A 16,037-nucleotide genomic window follows, 5' to 3' on the forward strand; every position below is an offset into this window, starting at 1 on the left:
CCGCCCGGCGCCCCACCGCCCCGGCAGATCTCGGTCCCGCATCGAAAGGGGCCTCCCCTAGCGCATGACTACGCGCGTAGATATGCTGGTCTGGTGACTATGTCCACTCTTGCAGCCAACGCCCCCGATGCTGCGGGCAGCGGTCTCGCAGACGTCGCCGCGTCCGAGGCATCGCTCCGCCGCTTCCTGCACGGCCTGCCCGGTGTCGACCAGGTCGGCCTGGAAGCCCGCGCCGCCTCCCTCGGCACCCGGTCGATCAAGACCACGGCCAAGGCCCGCGCCATCGATCTGGCCATCTCGATGATCGACCTGACCACGCTCGAGGGCGCGGACACGGTCGGCAAGGTGCGCTCGCTCTGCATCAAGGGCCGCAACCCCGACCCCACCGACCCGAGCACCCCGCAGGTGGCCGCGATCTGCGTCTATCCGGACATGGTCGCGACCGCGAAGGCCACCCTGGCCGGGACCCCGATCCAGGTCGCCTCCGTCGCCACCGCGTTCCCGGCCGGCCGCGCCGCCCTGCCGGTGAAGCTGGCCGACACCGCCGACGCGGTGGCCGCCGGCGCCGACGAGATCGACATGGTGATCGACCGGGGAGCCTTCCTCTCCGGCCGCTACCTCGATGTCTTCAACGAGATCGTCGCCGTCAAGGAGGCGTGCAAGCGCGCCGACGGCAGCTACGCCCACCTCAAGGTGATCTTCGAGACCGGCGAGCTGCAGACGTACGACAACGTGCGCCGCGTCTCCTGGCTGGCGATGCTGGCCGGTGCCGACTTCATCAAGACCTCCACCGGCAAGGTCGCGGTCAACGCGACTCCCCCGGTGACCCTGCTGATGCTGGAGGCGGTCCGCGACTTCCGCGCGGCGACCGGCGTCCAGATCGGCGTGAAGCCGGCCGGCGGCATCAAGACCACCAAGGACGCCATGAAGTACCTCGTCATGGTCAACGAGACCCTCGGCGACGACTGGCTGTCCCCGCACTGGTTCCGTTTCGGCGCCTCCAGCCTGCTCAACGACCTGCTGATGCAGCGTCAGAAGCTCACCACCGGCCGGTACTCCGGTCCCGACTACGTGACGGTGGACTGACCATCATGGCCAAGAACAAGAAGACCGAAGAGCCCCAGGCCCAGGCTGCCGCCGCCCCGAAGGCCGGCCTGTTCGAGTACGCCCCGGCGCCGGAGTCCCCGGCCGCCGCGGGCGACATCGCGACCTCGTACGGCCACTTCATCGGCGGCGAGTTCGTCGACTCCAGCGGCAGCGAGGCGCTGAAGACCGTCAACCCGGCCACCGAGCAGGTGCTCGCCGAGTTCGCGCACGGCACCGACGAGGACGTGGACCGCGCCGTCGCCGCCGCCCGCCGGGCCTTCGCCGACTGGTCGGCGCTGCCGGGCAGCGAGCGCGCCAAGTACCTGTTCCGGATCGCCCGGATCATCCAGGAGCGCTCCCGCGAGCTGGCCGTGCTGGAGTCGATCGACAACGGCAAGCCGATCCGCGAGACCCGCGACGTCGACCTCCCGCTGGTCGCCGCGCACTTCTTCTACTACGCGGGCTGGGCCGACAAGCTGGACTTCGCCGGCTACGGTCCCAACCCGAAGCCGCTGGGCGTCGCCGGCCAGGTCATCCCGTGGAACTTCCCGCTGCTGATGCTGGCGTGGAAGATCGCCCCGGCGCTGGCCACCGGCAACACGGTCGTGCTCAAGCCGGCCGAGACCACCCCGCTGACCGCGCTGCGCTTCGCCGAGATCTGCCGCCAGGCGGGCCTGCCCAAGGGCGTCGTCAACATCGTCACCGGTGACGGCCGCACCGGCGCCGCGCTGACCGCCCACCCGGACGTCAACAAGGTGGCCTTCACCGGCTCCACCCCAGTCGGCCGGGCCATCGCCAAGCAGCTGGCCGGCAGCCGCAAGAAGCTGTCGCTGGAGCTCGGCGGCAAGGCCGCCAACATCGTCTTCGACGACGCGCCGATCGACCAGGCGGTCGAGGGCATCGTCAACGGCATCTTCTTCAACCAGGGCCACGTCTGCTGCGCGGGCTCGCGCCTGCTGGTCCAGGAGTCGATCCAGGACGAGCTGCTGGACGCGCTCAAGCGCCGGATGGACACCCTGCGGGTCGGCGACCCGCTGGACAAGAACACCGACATCGGTGCCATCAACTCGGCCGCCCAGCTGGCCCGGATCACCGAGCTGACCGCCGCCGGCGAGGCCGAGGGCGCCGAGCGCTGGGCCCCGGAGTGCGAGCTGCCGGGCACCGGCTTCTGGTTCCGTCCGACCCTGTTCACCGGCGTCTCCCAGGCCCACCGGATCGCCCGCGAGGAGATCTTCGGCCCGGTCCTGTCGGTGCTGACCTTCCGCACCCCCGCCGAGGCGGTCGAGAAGGCCAACAACACCCCGTACGGCCTGTCGGCCGGCATCTGGACCGAGAAGGGCTCGCGGATCCTGTGGACCGCCTCCCGTCTGCGGGCCGGTGTGGTGTGGGCCAACACCTTCAACAAGTTCGACCCGACCTCGCCGTTCGGCGGCTACAAGGAGTCGGGCTACGGCCGCGAGGGTGGCCGGCACGGTCTGGAGGCCTACCTCGATGTCTGACATCACCCTGCGTCTTGACGTCCTCAAGACCTACAAGCTGTACGTCGGCGGGAAGTTCCCGCGCTCCGAGAGCGGGCGGGTGTACGAGGTGACCGACAGCAAGGGCCAGTGGCTCGGCAACGCCCCGCTGGGCACCCGCAAGGACACCCGGGACGCCGTGCTGGCGGCCCGGGCCGCCGTCAAGGGCTGGTCCGGCACCACCGCGTACAACCGCGGCCAGGTGCTGTACCGGGTCGCCGAGATGCTCCAGGGCCGGCGCGAGCAGTTCGCCGCCGAGGTGGCCGCCGCCGAGGGCATCGCGGTCAAGAAGGCCGCCGCCCTGGTGGACGCCGCGATCGACCGCTGGGTCTGGTACGCGGGCTGGACCGACAAGATCGCCCAGATCGCGGGCGGGTCCAACCCGGTCGCCGGGCCGTTCTTCAACCTCTCCACCCCGGAGCCCAGCGGCGTGATCGGCGTGGTCGCCCCGCAGACCGGGTACGGGCACTCGCTGCTCGGCCTGGTCGAGGTGATCGCCCCGGCCGTCGCGGCCGGCAACACCGTGGTGGTCGCGGCCGCCGCCGACGCCCCGATGCCCGCGCTCTCGCTCGGCGAGGTGCTGGCCACCTCGGACGTGCCCGGCGGCGTGGTCAACATCATCTCCGGGAAGACGGCGGACATCGCCCCGACCCTCGCCACCCACCAGGACGTCAACGGCCTCGACCTGGCCGGCGCGATCGCCGCCGACGGTCCCGGCGCGGCGGCGACCCTTGAGGCGGGTGCCGCGGATACTCTGAAGCGAGTGATCCGACCGGCCCTGGACCCGTCCGCGCAGGACTGGACCACCGCGCCCGGCACCGAGCGGCTGCTCTCCTTCCTGGAGACCAAGACGGTCTGGCACCCGATGGGTATCTGACCCTCCGCAGCCCGAGGAACAACTCCACAGACCGGCCGTCCCCAGTGCCCCTACCCCCCCCGGGGGCCCGGACGTGCCGATGACGGACCCGCACTTCTCCCCCCTGGTGCGGGTCCGTCCACGTTCCCGGCCGCCCACGGCGGCGGTCCTGGGGCGCCCGGGGCGGACGGTGTGACGCAGGCCGCTGCCGACGGGTTACGGTCACCGCCCCGGATGCGTCAGACTGGTGTCTCGTGAGTGACTCCCCGCTGAATGGCCTGCCGACGCCCGGCATCCGCGTGATCCTGCTGTCCGGCCCCTCCGGCTCGGGGAAGTCCTCGCTGGCCGAGCGCACCGGTCTGCCGGTCCTCCAGCTCGACGACTTCTACAAGGACGGCGACGACCCCACCCTGCCGCAGTTCCCCGACGGCGGCGGCACCGACTGGGACTCCCCGCTCTCCTGGCACCGCGACCAGGCCCTGGCGGCGATCCGGCAGCTGATCGCCGACGGCCGCGCCGAGGTCCCGGTCTACTCCATCCCCGCCAACGGCCGGGCCGGCAGCCGCTCCCTGGAGCTGGGCGGCGCCCCGGCCTTCATCGCGGAGGGCATCTTCGCCGCCGAACTCGCCGGGCAGTGCGCCGCGGAGGGCCTGCTCGGCGACGCACTGTGCCTGCGCAACCGGCCGCTGACCACCGCCTGGCGGCGCTTCCGCCGGGACGTCCGGGAAGGCCGCAAGTCCGTCCCCTACCTGCTGCGCCGCGGCTGGCGGCTGATGCGTGCCGAACGCGGCATCGTGGCGCGCCAGGTGGAGCTCGGGGCCGCCGCCTGCGCGGGCCCGGAGGCGGCCCGCCGGGTCCGCTCCGTCGCCGAACGGCAGCCGGTCGCCGCCTGACGGCACCGGAACCAGGACGGAACCAGGACGGGACGGGCCGGCGGCGCGGACGACGGAGGGGCCCGGTGCCTCTCCCCGGCACCGGGCCCCTCCGCGTCGGACCTGCGGCTCCCCCAGAGGTGACCGCTCCCCCGAGTCGGCCACCGCTGTTCCGCGGTCCTGTCCCGTCCCCCGACGGGTGTCTGTGTGGGTGTCGCTCAGGCCACCAGCTCGCCGAAGGCGAGGCAGGTGTCACCGGAGCGGTTGAGCTGGTCGTCGTCGCGCAGCCGGCGCAGGGCGCGCCAGATGCTGCTCTTCACCGTGCCGACGCTGATGCCGAGGATGTCGGCGATCTCCGGGTCGGTGCGGCCCTCGTAGTAGCGCAGCACCAGCATGGTCCGCTGGTTCTCCGGCAGCTTGGCCAGCGCCTGCCACAGCACGGTGCGCAGCTCGGTGCCGCCCATCGCGTCGGTGTCGCCGACCGTCTCCGGCAGCTCCTCGGTCGGGTACTCGTTGACCTTGCGGCGGCGCCAGGCCGAGATGTGCAGGTTGGTCATGGTGCGGCGGAGGTAGCCGCCGAGCGCGGCCTTGTCGGTGATCCGGTCCCAGGCGCGGTAGGTGCTGAAGAGCGCGCTCTGCAGCAGGTCCTCGGCCTCGAAGCGGTCGCCGGTCAGGTGGTACGCGGTGGCGTACAGGGAGGCGCGGCGCTCCTTGACGTACGCGGTGAACTCCGCGGTGCGGTCCCCGGCCTGCTGCTGCTCCGGCGCGGCGGTCTCCGCAGCCGCCGGCGCCAGACGCAGCAGCGTGGTGCCCGGGGTCCTGCGGTCGTCCGGCTCCCCCGAGCCGGCCCCCTCGACCGCGGACCCGTCACCGCCCGGACGGACCGGGAGGATTCCCCGGAGCGTCAAGGTGGTTCCGGAGTCGGCCGCACTCCCCATGCGGCCGATCCCGTGCAGTTCCCCCCTGCCCGTGCCCATCGGGCGTCGGGCTCCGGCACTGTGTGCGCACCCCCGTACGATCACGGCGCCGGATGCCTCGTCGGTCCGCACCTCGTACCGGGTCCTGGTGGGCGCGGCGGATGAGTGCGCGGTGCGAACGGCCCCGGTGGTGCGGGTCTTCAGCGTTGCGGTCATCGTGCGCCCCCATGGTCGGTACGTGCGGGTCCTTGCCGCCGCCGTCCGCCCCGGTCGGTGACCTGGTGCGTTCTTCGGCGACAAGGAAAATCCTGCCAACCGCTCGTCATCGCGGTGTCCGCCGACTGTCACAGGGCTGTCACAGGGACCGGGACTTTCGTCCGTGCCGCTGCCGCACCGGCGGGGACGCTCGAATGCCGCGTTCCGGTTCCGCCGGATACCGACCGGGACCTGGTGGGTGATTCCCCCGCCGGAGTGGGCCAGAATGAGGCCGTGCCTTTCCTGCTTCTGATCGAGGACGACGACGCCATCCGGACCGGCCTCGAACTCGCCCTCACCCGCCAGGGTCACCGTGTGGCCGCCGCTGCCTCGGGCGAGGACGGCCTCAAGCTCTTCAAGGAGCAGCGTCCGGACCTGATCGTGCTGGACGTGATGCTGCCGGGCATCGACGGCTTCGAGGTCTGCCGTCGGATCCGTCGCACCGACCAGCTGCCGATCATCCTGCTGACCGCGCGTTCCGACGACATCGACGTGGTGGTCGGCCTGGAGTCCGGGGCCGACGACTACGTGGTCAAGCCGGTGCAGGCCCGGGTGCTGGACGCCCGGATCCGCGCGGTGCTCCGCCGCGGCGAGCGCGAGAACACCGACTCCGCCAGTTACGGCGGCCTGGTGATCGACCGCTCGGCGATGACGGTCACCAAGGACGGCGAGGACCTCCAGCTCACCCCGACCGAGCTGCGGCTGCTGCTGGAGCTGAGCCGCCGGCCCGGACAGGCGCTCTCCCGCCAGCAGTTGCTGAGGCTGGTGTGGGAGCACGACTACCTGGGAGACTCCCGGCTGGTGGACGCCTGTGTGCAGCGGCTGCGGGCGAAGGTGGAGGACGTGCCGTCCGCCCCCACGCTGATCCGCACCGTGCGCGGGGTCGGCTACCGGCTCGACCCGCCCGCGTAGTTGGCCCCGCCCCGACCTGTCTGTGAGAACCGTTGACTGACGCCCGGCCCCTGCGGCCCCGTCCTGCCGCACGTTTCCGCTCGGGCCCGTGGCGCCGCCTGCGTTCGCTGCGGGTGCGGCTGATCGCGGTGTTCGCCGCGGTCGCGCTGATCACCGCGGTGTCCGCCTCCGGCATCGCGTACTGGCTGAACCGGGACGCGGTGCTCAAGCGTGCCCAGGACACCGCGCTGAACGACTTCCGGGTGTCGGTGACCCGCAACGTCTCCGCCCTCCCGCAGGACGCCGGCTGCCCCGAACTGGCCGCACTGGCGAGCCAGGTGGCCGGTTCCGGGCTCAACTACGACGTGCTGGTGGTCGACGAGGCGCGACCGGACTGCCTGGCCTCCTCGGACCCGGCCCGGTTCACGCTGGCCAAGGTGCCGCAGACGCTGCAGTACACCGTCGGCCGTCCCAGCGAGGGCAACGGCGGCACCCCGGCCGGCTACCACCTGTACTGGCAGCGGGTGAACCTGGAGGCGCCGTACCTGATCGGCGGGACCAAGGTGGTCGACACCCCGCTGACCGCCTACATGTTCAAGTCGCTGGACACCGAGCGGGCCGACCTCAACACCCTGGGCTGGTCGCTGGCGATCGCGACGCTGCTCGCGCTGATCGGCTCGGCGCTGCTCGCGCAGGCCGCGTCGGCGACCGTGCTGCGGCCGGTCAAGCGCCTCGGCGACGCGGCCCGGCGGCTCGGCGAGGGCAAGCTGGACACCCGACTGGAGGTCGAGGGCGGCGACGAACTCGCCGACCTGGCACGGACGTTCAACCGGACCGCCGAGTCACTGTCCGACCAGGTCGCGGAGTTGAGCGCGCGCGAGGCGCAGAGCCGGCGCTTCGTCGCCGACATGTCGCACGAACTGCGCACCCCGCTCACCGCGATGACCGCCGTGACGGACATCCTGGAGGACGAGGCGGACGCGCTGGACCCGATGATCGAGCCGGCCGTCCGGTTGGTGGTGAGCGAGACCCGGCGGCTGTCCGACCTGGTGGAGAACCTGATGGAGGTGACCCGCTTCGACGCCGGCACCGCCAAGCTGGTCGCCGACGAGGTGGACATCGCCGACCTGGTGATGTCCTGCATCGACGGCCGGGCCTGGTACGACGCGGTCGACGTGGACGCGCCGCGCGGGCTGCGCGCGATGGTGGACCCGCGCCGCCTGGACGTGGTGCTGGCCAACCTGATCGGCAACGCGCTCAAGCACGGCGGCTCCCCGGTGCGGGTCAAGGTCCGCAAGGAGGACGGGCAGATCGTGGTCCGGGTCAGCGACAGCGGTCCCGGCATCCCGCAGGACGTGCTGCCGCACGTCTTCGACCGCTTCTACAAGGCGGACAAGGGCCGGGCGAGGTCGGAGGGGAGCGGGCTCGGGCTGTCGATCGCGATGGCCAACGCGCAGATACACGGGGGGACCATCACCGCGGCCAACGGAGAGTCGGGGGCGGTCTTCACGCTGAGCCTGCCGTTGAACCCGCCGGCCCAGGACGACCAGGAGGACGACCTGTGACGGCCCGTAAGACCGTTCCCGCCACCCTGTTGCTGCTGCTCGCGCTGGCCGGCTGCGGGATCCGGCCCACCGCCGTACCGGTGTACGCGGGCGCCCCCGCCAGCCGGACGGCCTGCCCCTCCGTCCCGCAGGTGCCGAGCGCACCGGCCTCGCCGACCCCGTCGGCCACCCCCGTGCCGACCGGCACCAGGACCGCCAGGCCCGCGGTGACCGCCTCGGCCTCCCCGTCCGCGGGCCTGTTCAGCGCGCCGCCGTCGCCGGTTCCCAGCGCGGCCGCGAGCGACTCGCCCTGCCCCTGAGCCTTCCCGGTTCGCCGGTGGCGGATCCCCGATCGCCGGGAACCGTACGCGATGGACCCCGCGTCCTTGGGACCGTGCACCGACATGGCACCACCACCCGCGCCGAGGACTGCGGCGCAACGCCCGAGGACGAGCCCACCGGACCGGCCGCCCGGCCGGGGGTGTCCCGTCCGCTGCGGACGGTGGTGCGGGTACTCCTCGCGCTCCACCTGGCCCTGCTCGGCTGGCTGGCGCTGCGGCCGCTCCCGGTCAGCTGGACCTACCCGGCCAACCTGACCCCGCTCGCCACCGTCCAGCAGGCGGTCTCGCTCGGCGGCTGGGCCGGGACCAGGCAGCTGGCCGGGGGACTGCTTCCGCTCGCGCCGTTCGGGGTGCTGCTGCCGCTGGCCGGCGGACGGCTGCGCGGGCCCTGGCTGCCGTCGTTCCTGCGCACCGTCGGCGGCGCGGCGCTGCTGGCCACCGCCCTGGAGATCATCGAGGGCTGGGCGCCCGGCCACGTCCTCAACGTCGACGACATCCTGCTCGGCACCTTCGGCGCCGCCGTCTGCCACCTCGCCGTGCTGCCCGCGGCACGGTCCCTGTCGCGCCCGCGCGCCGCCGGGCCCGCGGCAGCCGCGGATCCCGCCGCCCAGGCCGGACCGGCCCCGGAGGCCGGGCGTCCGGCCGCCGGGCCCCGCGGGCTGCGCCGGCCGTCGGCCCGGCTGGCCGTTCCGGTGCCGGAACAGCCGCGGGACCGCCGCGCGTACGCGCAGGCGTACGAGCGGACGGTCCCGGGCGCCGGGTTCGGCGGACTCAGCCCTTCAGGTACTTCGCCGCGTCGATGACCTGCGCGGCGGCCGGCGGCGTGACGGTGACCGGCTTGTTGTAGTCACTGAAGGTCATCGTGCCGGCGTCGCCGCCGGTGCTGACCATCTGCAGCAGGTACGGCTCGCCCTTGGCGGCGATGGCGATCTCGGCCCCGTCCGTGGCGTCACCGGCCTTGACCACCACGGCGGTCTCGGCACCGACCTGCTTGGTGCCGCCCTTGGTGGCGCCGGCGGTGTCGTCGGCGCCGTCCTCGGTCTTGCCGATGCTCTTGAGCAACTGCAGGCCCATGTCGCAGAAGGCCGTGAACTCCTTGAGCTCGGCCGCCTCGACCCCACCGCTGAGGTACTTGCCGGCCAGCGTCTTCGAGCTGCCCGGGGCGACCGACTTCTCCCAGAAGTCGGCGTCCGGCTTGAGCCACACCGAGGCGGAGTTGCGCAGGATCTCCAGGCCGCCCTTGTCGCCGAGCGAGATCTTGCCCGCGCAGTTGCCGGTGCTGTCCTCGGCGACCGAGCCGGTCATCTTCGTGCCTTCGGCGGAGATGTCGAAGTCCAGCTTGACCGAGGTCGCCTTGGAGCTGGCCTCCTGGGCCTTCTTCAGGATGTCCGCGGCGGAGAGGGTGTCCAGGCCGGCGGCGGCGGGCGAGGACGCGGCGGGGGCCGCGTTCTTCTTGTCGTCGCTCTTCTTGTCGTCGGCCGGACCACAGGCGGTCACTCCGGCGAGACCGAGGGAGCACAGCAGGGTGGCGGCAAGCAGCCGTGAATGACGCATGCGGTGTTTTTCCTTGCAGAGAGCCGTGGATGAATTCGCCCGGACGGCCTGACTGCGCGACACCCCCACACGCGGCCCCGCCCCGGCGGCGCCTAACTATGTCATCCGCCACCCACCCTGATCGAAGGGGGGTTCGACCCTGGGCGGACCACGGGAGGAGCGGGCGCCGGCGCCCGCCTCCCACATCCGTTTCGGACCGCCCGCGGCCCGCTTCTCCCGTTTCGCGCCGTCACCGTGGTTTGTTTTCGCCACCGCCGGCAGTTCGCCCGGCGGGTGGGGGAATTCCTCGGATCGAACGTTCGGTCATCTTCGGTTGCTCTGCCCTGCGCCCGTGGCCGGCTTTCCGCCGTTCGGGCGGAGAATTCCCGCGGAACCCGATGCGGCATCAAGCGCCGATGCCGGCGTCCGCATCGGTGTAGTAGGCCGCGATCGAACGCGCATAGGCGGCCGCGAATTCCTCGCTCCTGGCCAGCGCAACGACTGGATCCTCACCGGCCGACACGTCGAGCCGACGCGCCTCCGTCTCCAGGGCACCGAGAACGGCCCCGCCCCGGCCGCCCGCCGGACCGCACTCCTGCGCCATACCGTCATGGGCCTCTGCGAGTTCATCGGCCCGCTCCGGCGCACAGTTCAGCGCATCGGCGTCCTCGGGTGCCCGGAGGACATCGAGCACCCCCGTCGCGAACACCAGATGGTCGAAGATCTCCGCCTGGAACGGCGGCCCCTCGGGGTCACTCGATTCGAGGGCGTCGTCGAGTCCCGCACGGAGCTGCTCGAAATCCGTCCGCCCGGCGCGCCCGCGAACCGCCGCCCGCGCCGTCTCCACCACGCCGGCCAGCACGTCCCGTTCCCGTTCGAACCACGGGGAGAACCTGGGATCACTGTGAATGCCGCAGTAGCGCACTAGCAGCAGCGCCCCGGCCCTCAGCCGGCGGGCCGGATCGAGGTACCCGGTCTGCTCGACCGCCGTCTGATCACCGGTCACGCTGAAAGGCCTCTTCCTGAAGGGCCAGGACGTCCGTTCACGTCACCTCGCCCGCCCGGGAGGTGTGCACACCCGGCGGTCGCTCCCCGTGCGTACTCCGGCTCCGCACCGGGGGCGCGGCGGCCCGCGTGCGGCGCCCGGGCGCGAGCCTACGGGGCCTGGCAGGGGCGCCCGGCGCCGGGACCCGCCGGCGGCTGCGGTTCCGGCCGGGGGTAGGGGTCCGCCCCTGAGAATCCCCTGATCCCGGGGCGTCCCGACCCGGGCAGAGTCGAGGGGCCGGGATCCGCATCGGGGCTGACGTCCGGCGCCGCCGGGGCGCGGAGGATGGGGACATGCCCACCGGAGAGACCGGCACCGGGCCGTACACCTCGGAGACCGTCATGAGCCGCCGCCTCGCCCGCCCCCGCCACAACCGCGTCATCGCCGGCGTCTGCGCCGGGCTCGCCGAGCGGTTCGGTCTCGCCCCCTGGACCGTCCGGATCATCGCCCTGCTGTCGTGCCTGCTGCCCGGCCCGCAGTTCCTGCTCTACCTGGCGCTGTGGGTGGTGCTCCCCCAGGAGCCGTGACCGCACCCCGCACCCGACCGCACGGCCGAGGCCGCTGACCGTGTTGACCACGCCGCCGACCGGGGTCTTGGACAGGCCCTGGCCACCGGGGACGGACTCCAGGCCGCCCACCCGGTCGGCACCGGCGGAACGCATGCCGTCGGCCATCGGGGCGTCCACGGCCGGCTCGACGGCGGGCAGTTCGGCGGCCGCGGGCTGGGCCGCGGGGGCCTGGGCGGCGGGCGCCGACGCGGCCGGGGCCTGCGCGGCGGGGGCCTGCTTGGCCGCCGGGGCCGGGTTCAGCGGGTTGGCGACACCCAGGGTGCCCACCGCCTCGGTCACCTCGCCGCCGCCGGGCACCTTGGTGACCGCGCCGGTCGCCGCGCCGGTGGCGGCACCCGCCACCTCGGGGTTGGCCAGCGTGGTCGGGAGTCCGAGGCCGCCGGCAGCGGCAGCAGAGGCGGTACCCGCGGCGACGGCGGCGATCGCAACGCCGAGCGCAGCCGTACCCGCGGCCTTGAGAGTGGCCTGCTTCATGTGTTGATCCTCGTCCTCGTCGGGCCGGCGCACATGGCAGGACCCCGAAGGGCGCCAGAACTACGCCGTGTCAGAAGTGACTGACACACCGTAGTGACTGGGCCCTTCGGGGACCAAAGGGGCGTCACTCGTCCGGGTTACGGGTCGAACGGGTGCCGCGGCGGGCCCGGTCGGGCCTCCACCGCGGCGTCCGCGACGGCGTCCGTCAGCCGCGGGCCTGGAACAGCCACTCGGCCTTGAGCTCGGCGTAGCCCGGCTTGATCACGTCGTTGATCATGGCGAGGCGCTCGTCGAAGGGCAGGAACGCCGACTTCATGGCGTTGACCGTGAACCACTCCATGTCGCCCAGCGTGTAGCCGAAGGCCTCGACCAGGTGGCCGAACTCCTGGCTCATGCTGGTGCCGCTCATCAGGCGGTTGTCGGTGTTGACGGTGACCCGGAACTTCAGCCGGCTGAGCAGCCCGATCGGGTGCTCGGCGTACGAGGACGCCGCCGCCGTCTGCAGGTTGGAGGTGGGGCACATCTCCAGCGGGACCCGCTTGTCGCGCACGTACGCGGCCAGCCGGCCGAGCTCGACCCGGCCGTCCTCGTGCACGGTGATGTCGTCGACGATCCGCACGCCGTGGCCGAGGCGGTCGGCACCGCAGCACTGCAGCGCCTCCCAGATCGACGGCAGGCCGAAGGCCTCGCCCGCGTGGATGGTGAAGTGGTTGTTCTCGCCCTTGAGGTAGTCGAAGGCGGCCTGGTGGCGGGTGGGCGGGTGGCCCGCCTCGGCACCGGCGATGTCGAACCCGACCACGCCCTGGTCACGGTGGCGGTTGGCCAGCTCGGCGATCTCCTGCGAGCGGGCGGCGTGCCGCATCGCGGTGATCAGGGTGCCGACCCGGATCCGGTGGCCGGCCGCGCGGGCGTTGGCCTCGCCGAGGCGGAAGCCCTCGTTGACGGCCTCGACGACCTCGTCCAGGGTGAGGCCGGCCTCCAGGTGCTGCTCGGGGGCGTAGCGGACCTCGGCGTACACGACGCCGTCGGCGGCCAGGTCCTCGGCGCAGTCGGCGGCGACCTTGATCAGCGCCTCACGCGTCTGCATCACGGCGCAGGTGTGGGCGAAGGTCTCCAGGTAGCGGACCAGCGAGCCGGAGTCGGCGGCCTCGCGGAACCACACGCCGAGCTTGACCGGGTCGGTGGTCGGCAGGCCCTGGTAGCCGCAGGCGGCGGCGAGCTCGACGATGGTCTCGGGGCGGAGCCCGCCGTCCAGGTGGTCGTGCAGGAGCACCTTGGGGGCGCGGGCGATCTGGTCGGGCGTGGGAATGCGGGGGCCAGTGGTGCCCGCGGCGGCAGGGATGTGGGTCTCCATTGCGAGAGGGTAGCTCCTACGCGCGTAGATTTCCACCTCGGCGCGCCGTACGGCACCCGACCGAACCGCGAACACCACCCCTCCGCCCAGGGCACCGGACGGTTCGCCCACCACCGGCCGCGCGGCGGGCACCGTCGGCGCGCACACCCGCTCCGGCACCTGCCTAGTCGTGGTCCAGCAGCCGCCCCCGGCGGGAGAGCACGAAGTCGCGGAACGCGGCCACCGGCGGGGTCGGCGGGCGGCCCGCCGCCCAGGCCAGGCCGATCGCCCGGCGGGTGCGCGGCGCGGTGACCTCCAGCTCCACCACCCCGGGACGGGGCACCAGGGCGGGCGGCAGCAGGGCCACCCCGAGGCCCGCGGCGACCAGTCCGCGCAGCGTCTCCGCCTCCTCCCCCTCGAAGGCGATCCGCGGGCTGAACCCGGCCTCCGCGCAGAAGCCGTCAGTGATCATGCGCAGCCCGTACCCCTCCTCGACCGCGACGAACGGGTCCTGGGCCACCTCACCGAGCCGGATCCGCCGGCGCCCGGCCAGCCGGTGGTCGGCCGGGACCGCGAGGTACAGCCGCTGTTCGTCCAGCTGACGGGCGACCAGGTCGGGCGAGTCCGGGATCGGCGAGACCAGGCACAGGTCCAGCTCGCCCGCCCGCAGCCGGTCGAGCATCGCCGCCACGTAGTCCTGCGCCAGCTGGAAGCGCACGCCCGGATGCCCGGCCCGGAAGCCGCGCAGCAGCGCGGGTACCGCGTCCGTCCCCATGGTGTGCAGGAAGCCGAAGGCGACCCGGCCCGCCGTCGGGTCGGCCTCGGCGCGGGCCGCCTCCGCGCCGCGTTCCAGCTCCGCCAGCGCCCGCTCCACCGAGCCGAGCAACAGCCGGCCGGCCCTGGTCAGCCGGACCGCCCGGCCCTGCCGGGCGAGCAGGTCCACCCCCAGTTCGGCCTCCAGCCGGGCCACGGCCCGGGAGAGCGTCGGCTGCGGCATGTCCAGCAGCTGCGCGGCCTGGGTGACGTGCTCCAGCCGGGCCACCGCCGCGAACTGCGCCAGCTGCGGGGCGAGTCGGACCACGGCCGCGTCCGGTTCCAGCTCGGCGGGGCGGACCGGCTGCGAGGTGCTCTCATGCGTCATGGCATGAATTCTGGCCGGTTCATGCATTGGACGCATCAAGCGGCACGGTCCTACCGTCGAGACATGCCACCCGCCAGTACCGGGGCGCCCGCAGCGACACTGCCGGGCGCCCTTCCGCAGCCGTCCACCGCCGCCTCCGTGCCCGCCGCCTCCGCCGCCTCCGCCGCCTCCGCACCGGCCTCCGCGCCCGCCTCCGTGCCCGCCTCCGTGACCTCCGCCGGAGCGGACCTCCGGCTGCGTCCCGGCGTCCGGGCCTTCCGCCGGGCCAACCTCGCGCTCTTCGCCGCCGGGATCGCCACCTTCGTCCTGCTGTACGCGACCCAGGGCCTGCTGCCGCTGCTCTCCCAGGACCTCGGCCTGACGCCCGGCCAGGCCAGCTGGACCGCCTCGGCCGCCACCCTGGGCCTCGCGCTCGGCCTGCTCCCGGCCAGCGCGCTGTCCGACCGGTACGGCCGCACCGCCGTGATGACGGCCTCGATGGCCGCCGCCACCGGCTTCGCCCTGCTGCTGCCGCTCGCACCCGACCTCACCACGCTGACCATCCTGCGGGCGGTCCAGGGCGCGGCGCTGGCCGGGCTGCCGGCCACCGCGATGGCGTACCTGGCCGAGGAGGTCCACCCGAGCGCGCTGGCCTCGGCGATGGGCCTGTACGTGGCGGGCAACTCGATCGGCGGCATGGGCGGCCGGCTGGTCTCGGGCTGGGCCGGCGCCGCCTGGGGCTGGCGCTGGGGCCTGGCCGCCTCCGCCCTGGTGGCCGTGCTCGCGGTGGTCGCGTTCCGGCTGCTGATCCCGCCGGCCCGTCAGTTCCGCCGGACCCCGGTCGATGCGCGGGCCGTCGCCCGGACCGTCGGCTCCCACCTGCGGGACCCGCTGCTGCTGCGGCTGTACGCGCTGGGCGCGCTGTTCATGGCGGTCTTCGGCGCGGTCTACAACACCGTCGGGTTCCGGCTGATCGCGGCGCCGTTCCACCTGCCGGAGTCGATCGCCGCCTCGGTCTTCGTGGTCTACCTGGTCGGCACGGTCGCCTCCGCCAACGCGGGCCGCCTCACCGGCCGGCTCGGCCGGCGCGGCACCCTGTACGTCGCGATCGGCACCACCGCCGCCGGTCTGCTGCTCTCGCTGGGCGGCTCGCTGGTCTGCGCCCTGCTCGGGCTGGTCCTGATCACCGCCGGGTTCTTCATCGGCCACGCCACCGCCTCCTCCTCGGTCGGCCGCACCGCCACCCACGGCCGGGCCCAGGCCTCGGCGCTCTACCTGATCGCCTACTACCTGGGCAACAGCCTCGGCGGCACCCTCGGCGCGGACGCCTACCACTCCTCCGGCTGGGCCGGCGCCGCCGCCGTCGGCCTGGTCGCGATGACACTGGCGGCGGGTGTCACCCTGTACGCGACCCGGCAGGCCGTCCGCTCCCGGCGGCCGGGCGCGCTGACCTCGCTCCGGGCCTGACCCCGCTTCGGCCTGAGCACCGCCCCGGGCCCGAGGCCCGCCCGGGCCCGCCGGCCGGCCGGCACCCCGAACCGCGGGGGACCGGCCGGCGCCGGCGTGCGCCCCGTGTGTCACCGGCGGGTCGTGGACGTCCGTCCGGGCCCCGGCAGACACCCGCAACTCGCCGGTGACACACGGGGCGCACGGTGCGTAGGGTGTCGTCCCGGTAGTAGCTCTT

15 protein-coding genes are annotated in these 16,037 nt (G+C 73.5%); 10 read left to right on the plus strand and 5 right to left on the minus strand.

What is annotated here, in order from left to right; all coding sequences use genetic code 11:
* Nucleotides 1-99: 99 nt before the first annotated feature.
* From deoC to AA75_RS02150, 4 genes are all read left to right on the plus strand, one after another.
* Complete coding sequence (gene deoC, locus AA75_RS02135) at nucleotides 100-1,086, plus strand: deoxyribose-phosphate aldolase (RefSeq protein ID WP_082526178.1); 987 nt, start codon at nucleotides 100-102, stop codon at nucleotides 1,084-1,086.
* Nucleotides 1,087-1,091: 5 nt separating this feature from the next.
* Nucleotides 1,092-2,585 carry an aldehyde dehydrogenase family protein gene (locus AA75_RS02140; protein WP_233288884.1) on the plus strand — a complete coding sequence of 498 codons (1,494 nt, stop codon included), beginning with the start codon at nucleotides 1,092-1,094 and terminating at the stop codon, nucleotides 2,583-2,585.
* Nucleotides 2,578-3,480, plus strand: coding sequence for an aldehyde dehydrogenase family protein (locus tag AA75_RS02145; RefSeq protein ID WP_033817955.1), 903 nt, complete (start codon nucleotides 2,578-2,580; stop codon nucleotides 3,478-3,480). The genes AA75_RS02140 and AA75_RS02145 overlap by 8 nt, the downstream gene beginning before the upstream one ends.
* A gap of 233 nt (nucleotides 3,481-3,713) precedes the next feature.
* On the plus strand, nucleotides 3,714-4,352 hold the full coding sequence (locus tag AA75_RS02150) for an ATP-binding protein (protein WP_199520243.1): 639 nt from the start codon (nucleotides 3,714-3,716) through the stop codon (nucleotides 4,350-4,352).
* Between the two features lie 197 nt (nucleotides 4,353-4,549).
* On the opposite strand, the gene AA75_RS02155 is transcribed toward AA75_RS02150, so the two are convergent.
* Nucleotides 4,550-5,464 carry a SigE family RNA polymerase sigma factor gene (locus AA75_RS02155; RefSeq protein WP_033817956.1) on the minus strand — a complete coding sequence of 305 codons (915 nt, stop codon included), beginning with the start codon at nucleotides 5,462-5,464 and terminating at the stop codon, nucleotides 4,550-4,552.
* A gap of 273 nt (nucleotides 5,465-5,737) precedes the next feature.
* Between AA75_RS02155 and afsQ1 the strand changes: the two genes are divergently transcribed.
* The 4 genes from afsQ1 to AA75_RS02175 all read left to right on the plus strand — a co-directional run bounded on the left by afsQ1 (nucleotide 5,738) and on the right by AA75_RS02175 (nucleotide 9,082).
* Nucleotides 5,738-6,415: a two-component system response regulator AfsQ1 gene (gene afsQ1, locus AA75_RS02160; RefSeq protein WP_033817957.1), complete on the plus strand. Its 678-nt coding sequence runs from the start codon at nucleotides 5,738-5,740 to the stop codon at nucleotides 6,413-6,415.
* Nucleotides 6,416-6,465: 50 nt separating this feature from the next.
* Nucleotides 6,466-7,959, plus strand: coding sequence for a HAMP domain-containing sensor histidine kinase (locus AA75_RS02165; RefSeq protein WP_051811617.1), 1,494 nt, complete (start codon nucleotides 6,466-6,468; stop codon nucleotides 7,957-7,959).
* Nucleotides 7,956-8,258: a hypothetical protein gene (locus AA75_RS02170; RefSeq protein ID WP_033817959.1), complete on the plus strand. Its 303-nt coding sequence runs from the start codon at nucleotides 7,956-7,958 to the stop codon at nucleotides 8,256-8,258. The genes AA75_RS02165 and AA75_RS02170 overlap by 4 nt, the downstream gene beginning before the upstream one ends.
* Nucleotides 8,259-8,332: 74 nt before the next feature.
* Nucleotides 8,333-9,082, plus strand: a complete 750-nt coding sequence (locus AA75_RS02175; RefSeq protein WP_051811611.1) for a VanZ family protein — start codon at nucleotides 8,333-8,335, stop codon at nucleotides 9,080-9,082.
* Here the strand turns inward: AA75_RS02175 and AA75_RS02180 are convergent.
* Entirely contained in the window at nucleotides 9,051-9,833 is a 783-nt protein-coding gene (locus AA75_RS02180; RefSeq protein ID WP_033817960.1) for a hypothetical protein, read from the minus strand. The two genes, AA75_RS02175 and AA75_RS02180, sit on opposite strands and share 32 nt — an antisense overlap.
* A gap of 385 nt (nucleotides 9,834-10,218) precedes the next feature.
* The gene (locus AA75_RS02185; protein WP_033817961.1) at nucleotides 10,219-10,818 is read right to left on the minus strand and encodes a hypothetical protein; all 600 of its coding nucleotides are present in this window, start codon (nucleotides 10,816-10,818) and stop codon (nucleotides 10,219-10,221) included.
* Nucleotides 10,819-11,198: 380 nt separating this feature from the next.
* Between AA75_RS02185 and AA75_RS45075 the strand changes: the two genes are divergently transcribed.
* On the plus strand, nucleotides 11,199-11,384 hold the full coding sequence (locus AA75_RS45075) for a PspC domain-containing protein (protein ID WP_082526182.1): 186 nt from the start codon (nucleotides 11,199-11,201) through the stop codon (nucleotides 11,382-11,384).
* A 721-nt stretch (nucleotides 11,385-12,105) separates the two neighbouring features.
* Here the strand turns inward: AA75_RS45075 and AA75_RS02195 are convergent.
* Both AA75_RS02195 and AA75_RS02200 read right to left on the minus strand, forming a co-directional pair.
* Nucleotides 12,106-13,254: an adenosine deaminase gene (locus AA75_RS02195; RefSeq protein ID WP_051811613.1), complete on the minus strand. Its 1,149-nt coding sequence runs from the start codon at nucleotides 13,252-13,254 to the stop codon at nucleotides 12,106-12,108.
* Between the two features lie 163 nt (nucleotides 13,255-13,417).
* Nucleotides 13,418-14,374: a LysR family transcriptional regulator gene (locus AA75_RS02200; RefSeq protein ID WP_033817963.1), complete on the minus strand. Its 957-nt coding sequence runs from the start codon at nucleotides 14,372-14,374 to the stop codon at nucleotides 13,418-13,420.
* A 63-nt stretch (nucleotides 14,375-14,437) separates the two neighbouring features.
* Here AA75_RS02200 and AA75_RS02205 point away from each other — a divergent pair, with 63 nt between their 5' ends.
* A complete protein-coding gene (locus AA75_RS02205; protein ID WP_033817964.1) occupies nucleotides 14,438-15,820 on the plus strand; it encodes an MFS transporter in 1,383 nt (460 codons plus the stop codon).
* Nucleotides 15,821-16,037 lie beyond the last annotated feature (217 nt).

This window comes from Kitasatospora sp. MBT63, assembly GCF_000710465.2.
In the GTDB taxonomy this organism is placed as follows: Bacteria; Actinomycetota; Actinomycetes; order Streptomycetales; family Streptomycetaceae; genus Kitasatospora.

Coding starts and splice junctions, on each gene's coding strand:
- deoC (WP_082526178.1), top strand. CDS start 100: ATGTCCACTCTTGCAGCCAACGCCCCCGATGCTGCGGGCAGCGGTCTC.
- AA75_RS02140 (WP_233288884.1), top strand. CDS start 1,092: ATGGCCAAGAACAAGAAGACCGAAGAGCCCCAGGCCCAGGCTGCCGCC.
- AA75_RS02145 (WP_033817955.1), top strand. CDS start 2,578: ATGTCTGACATCACCCTGCGTCTTGACGTCCTCAAGACCTACAAGCTG.
- AA75_RS02155 (WP_033817956.1), bottom strand. CDS start 5,464: ATGACCGCAACGCTGAAGACCCGCACCACCGGGGCCGTTCGCACCGCG.
- AA75_RS02180 (WP_033817960.1), bottom strand. CDS start 9,833: ATGCGTCATTCACGGCTGCTTGCCGCCACCCTGCTGTGCTCCCTCGGT.
- AA75_RS45075 (WP_082526182.1), top strand. CDS start 11,199: ATGAGCCGCCGCCTCGCCCGCCCCCGCCACAACCGCGTCATCGCCGGC.
- AA75_RS02195 (WP_051811613.1), bottom strand. CDS start 13,254: ATGGAGACCCACATCCCTGCCGCCGCGGGCACCACTGGCCCCCGCATT.
- AA75_RS02200 (WP_033817963.1), bottom strand. CDS start 14,374: ATGACGCATGAGAGCACCTCGCAGCCGGTCCGCCCCGCCGAGCTGGAA.
- AA75_RS02205 (WP_033817964.1), top strand. CDS start 14,438: ATGCCACCCGCCAGTACCGGGGCGCCCGCAGCGACACTGCCGGGCGCC.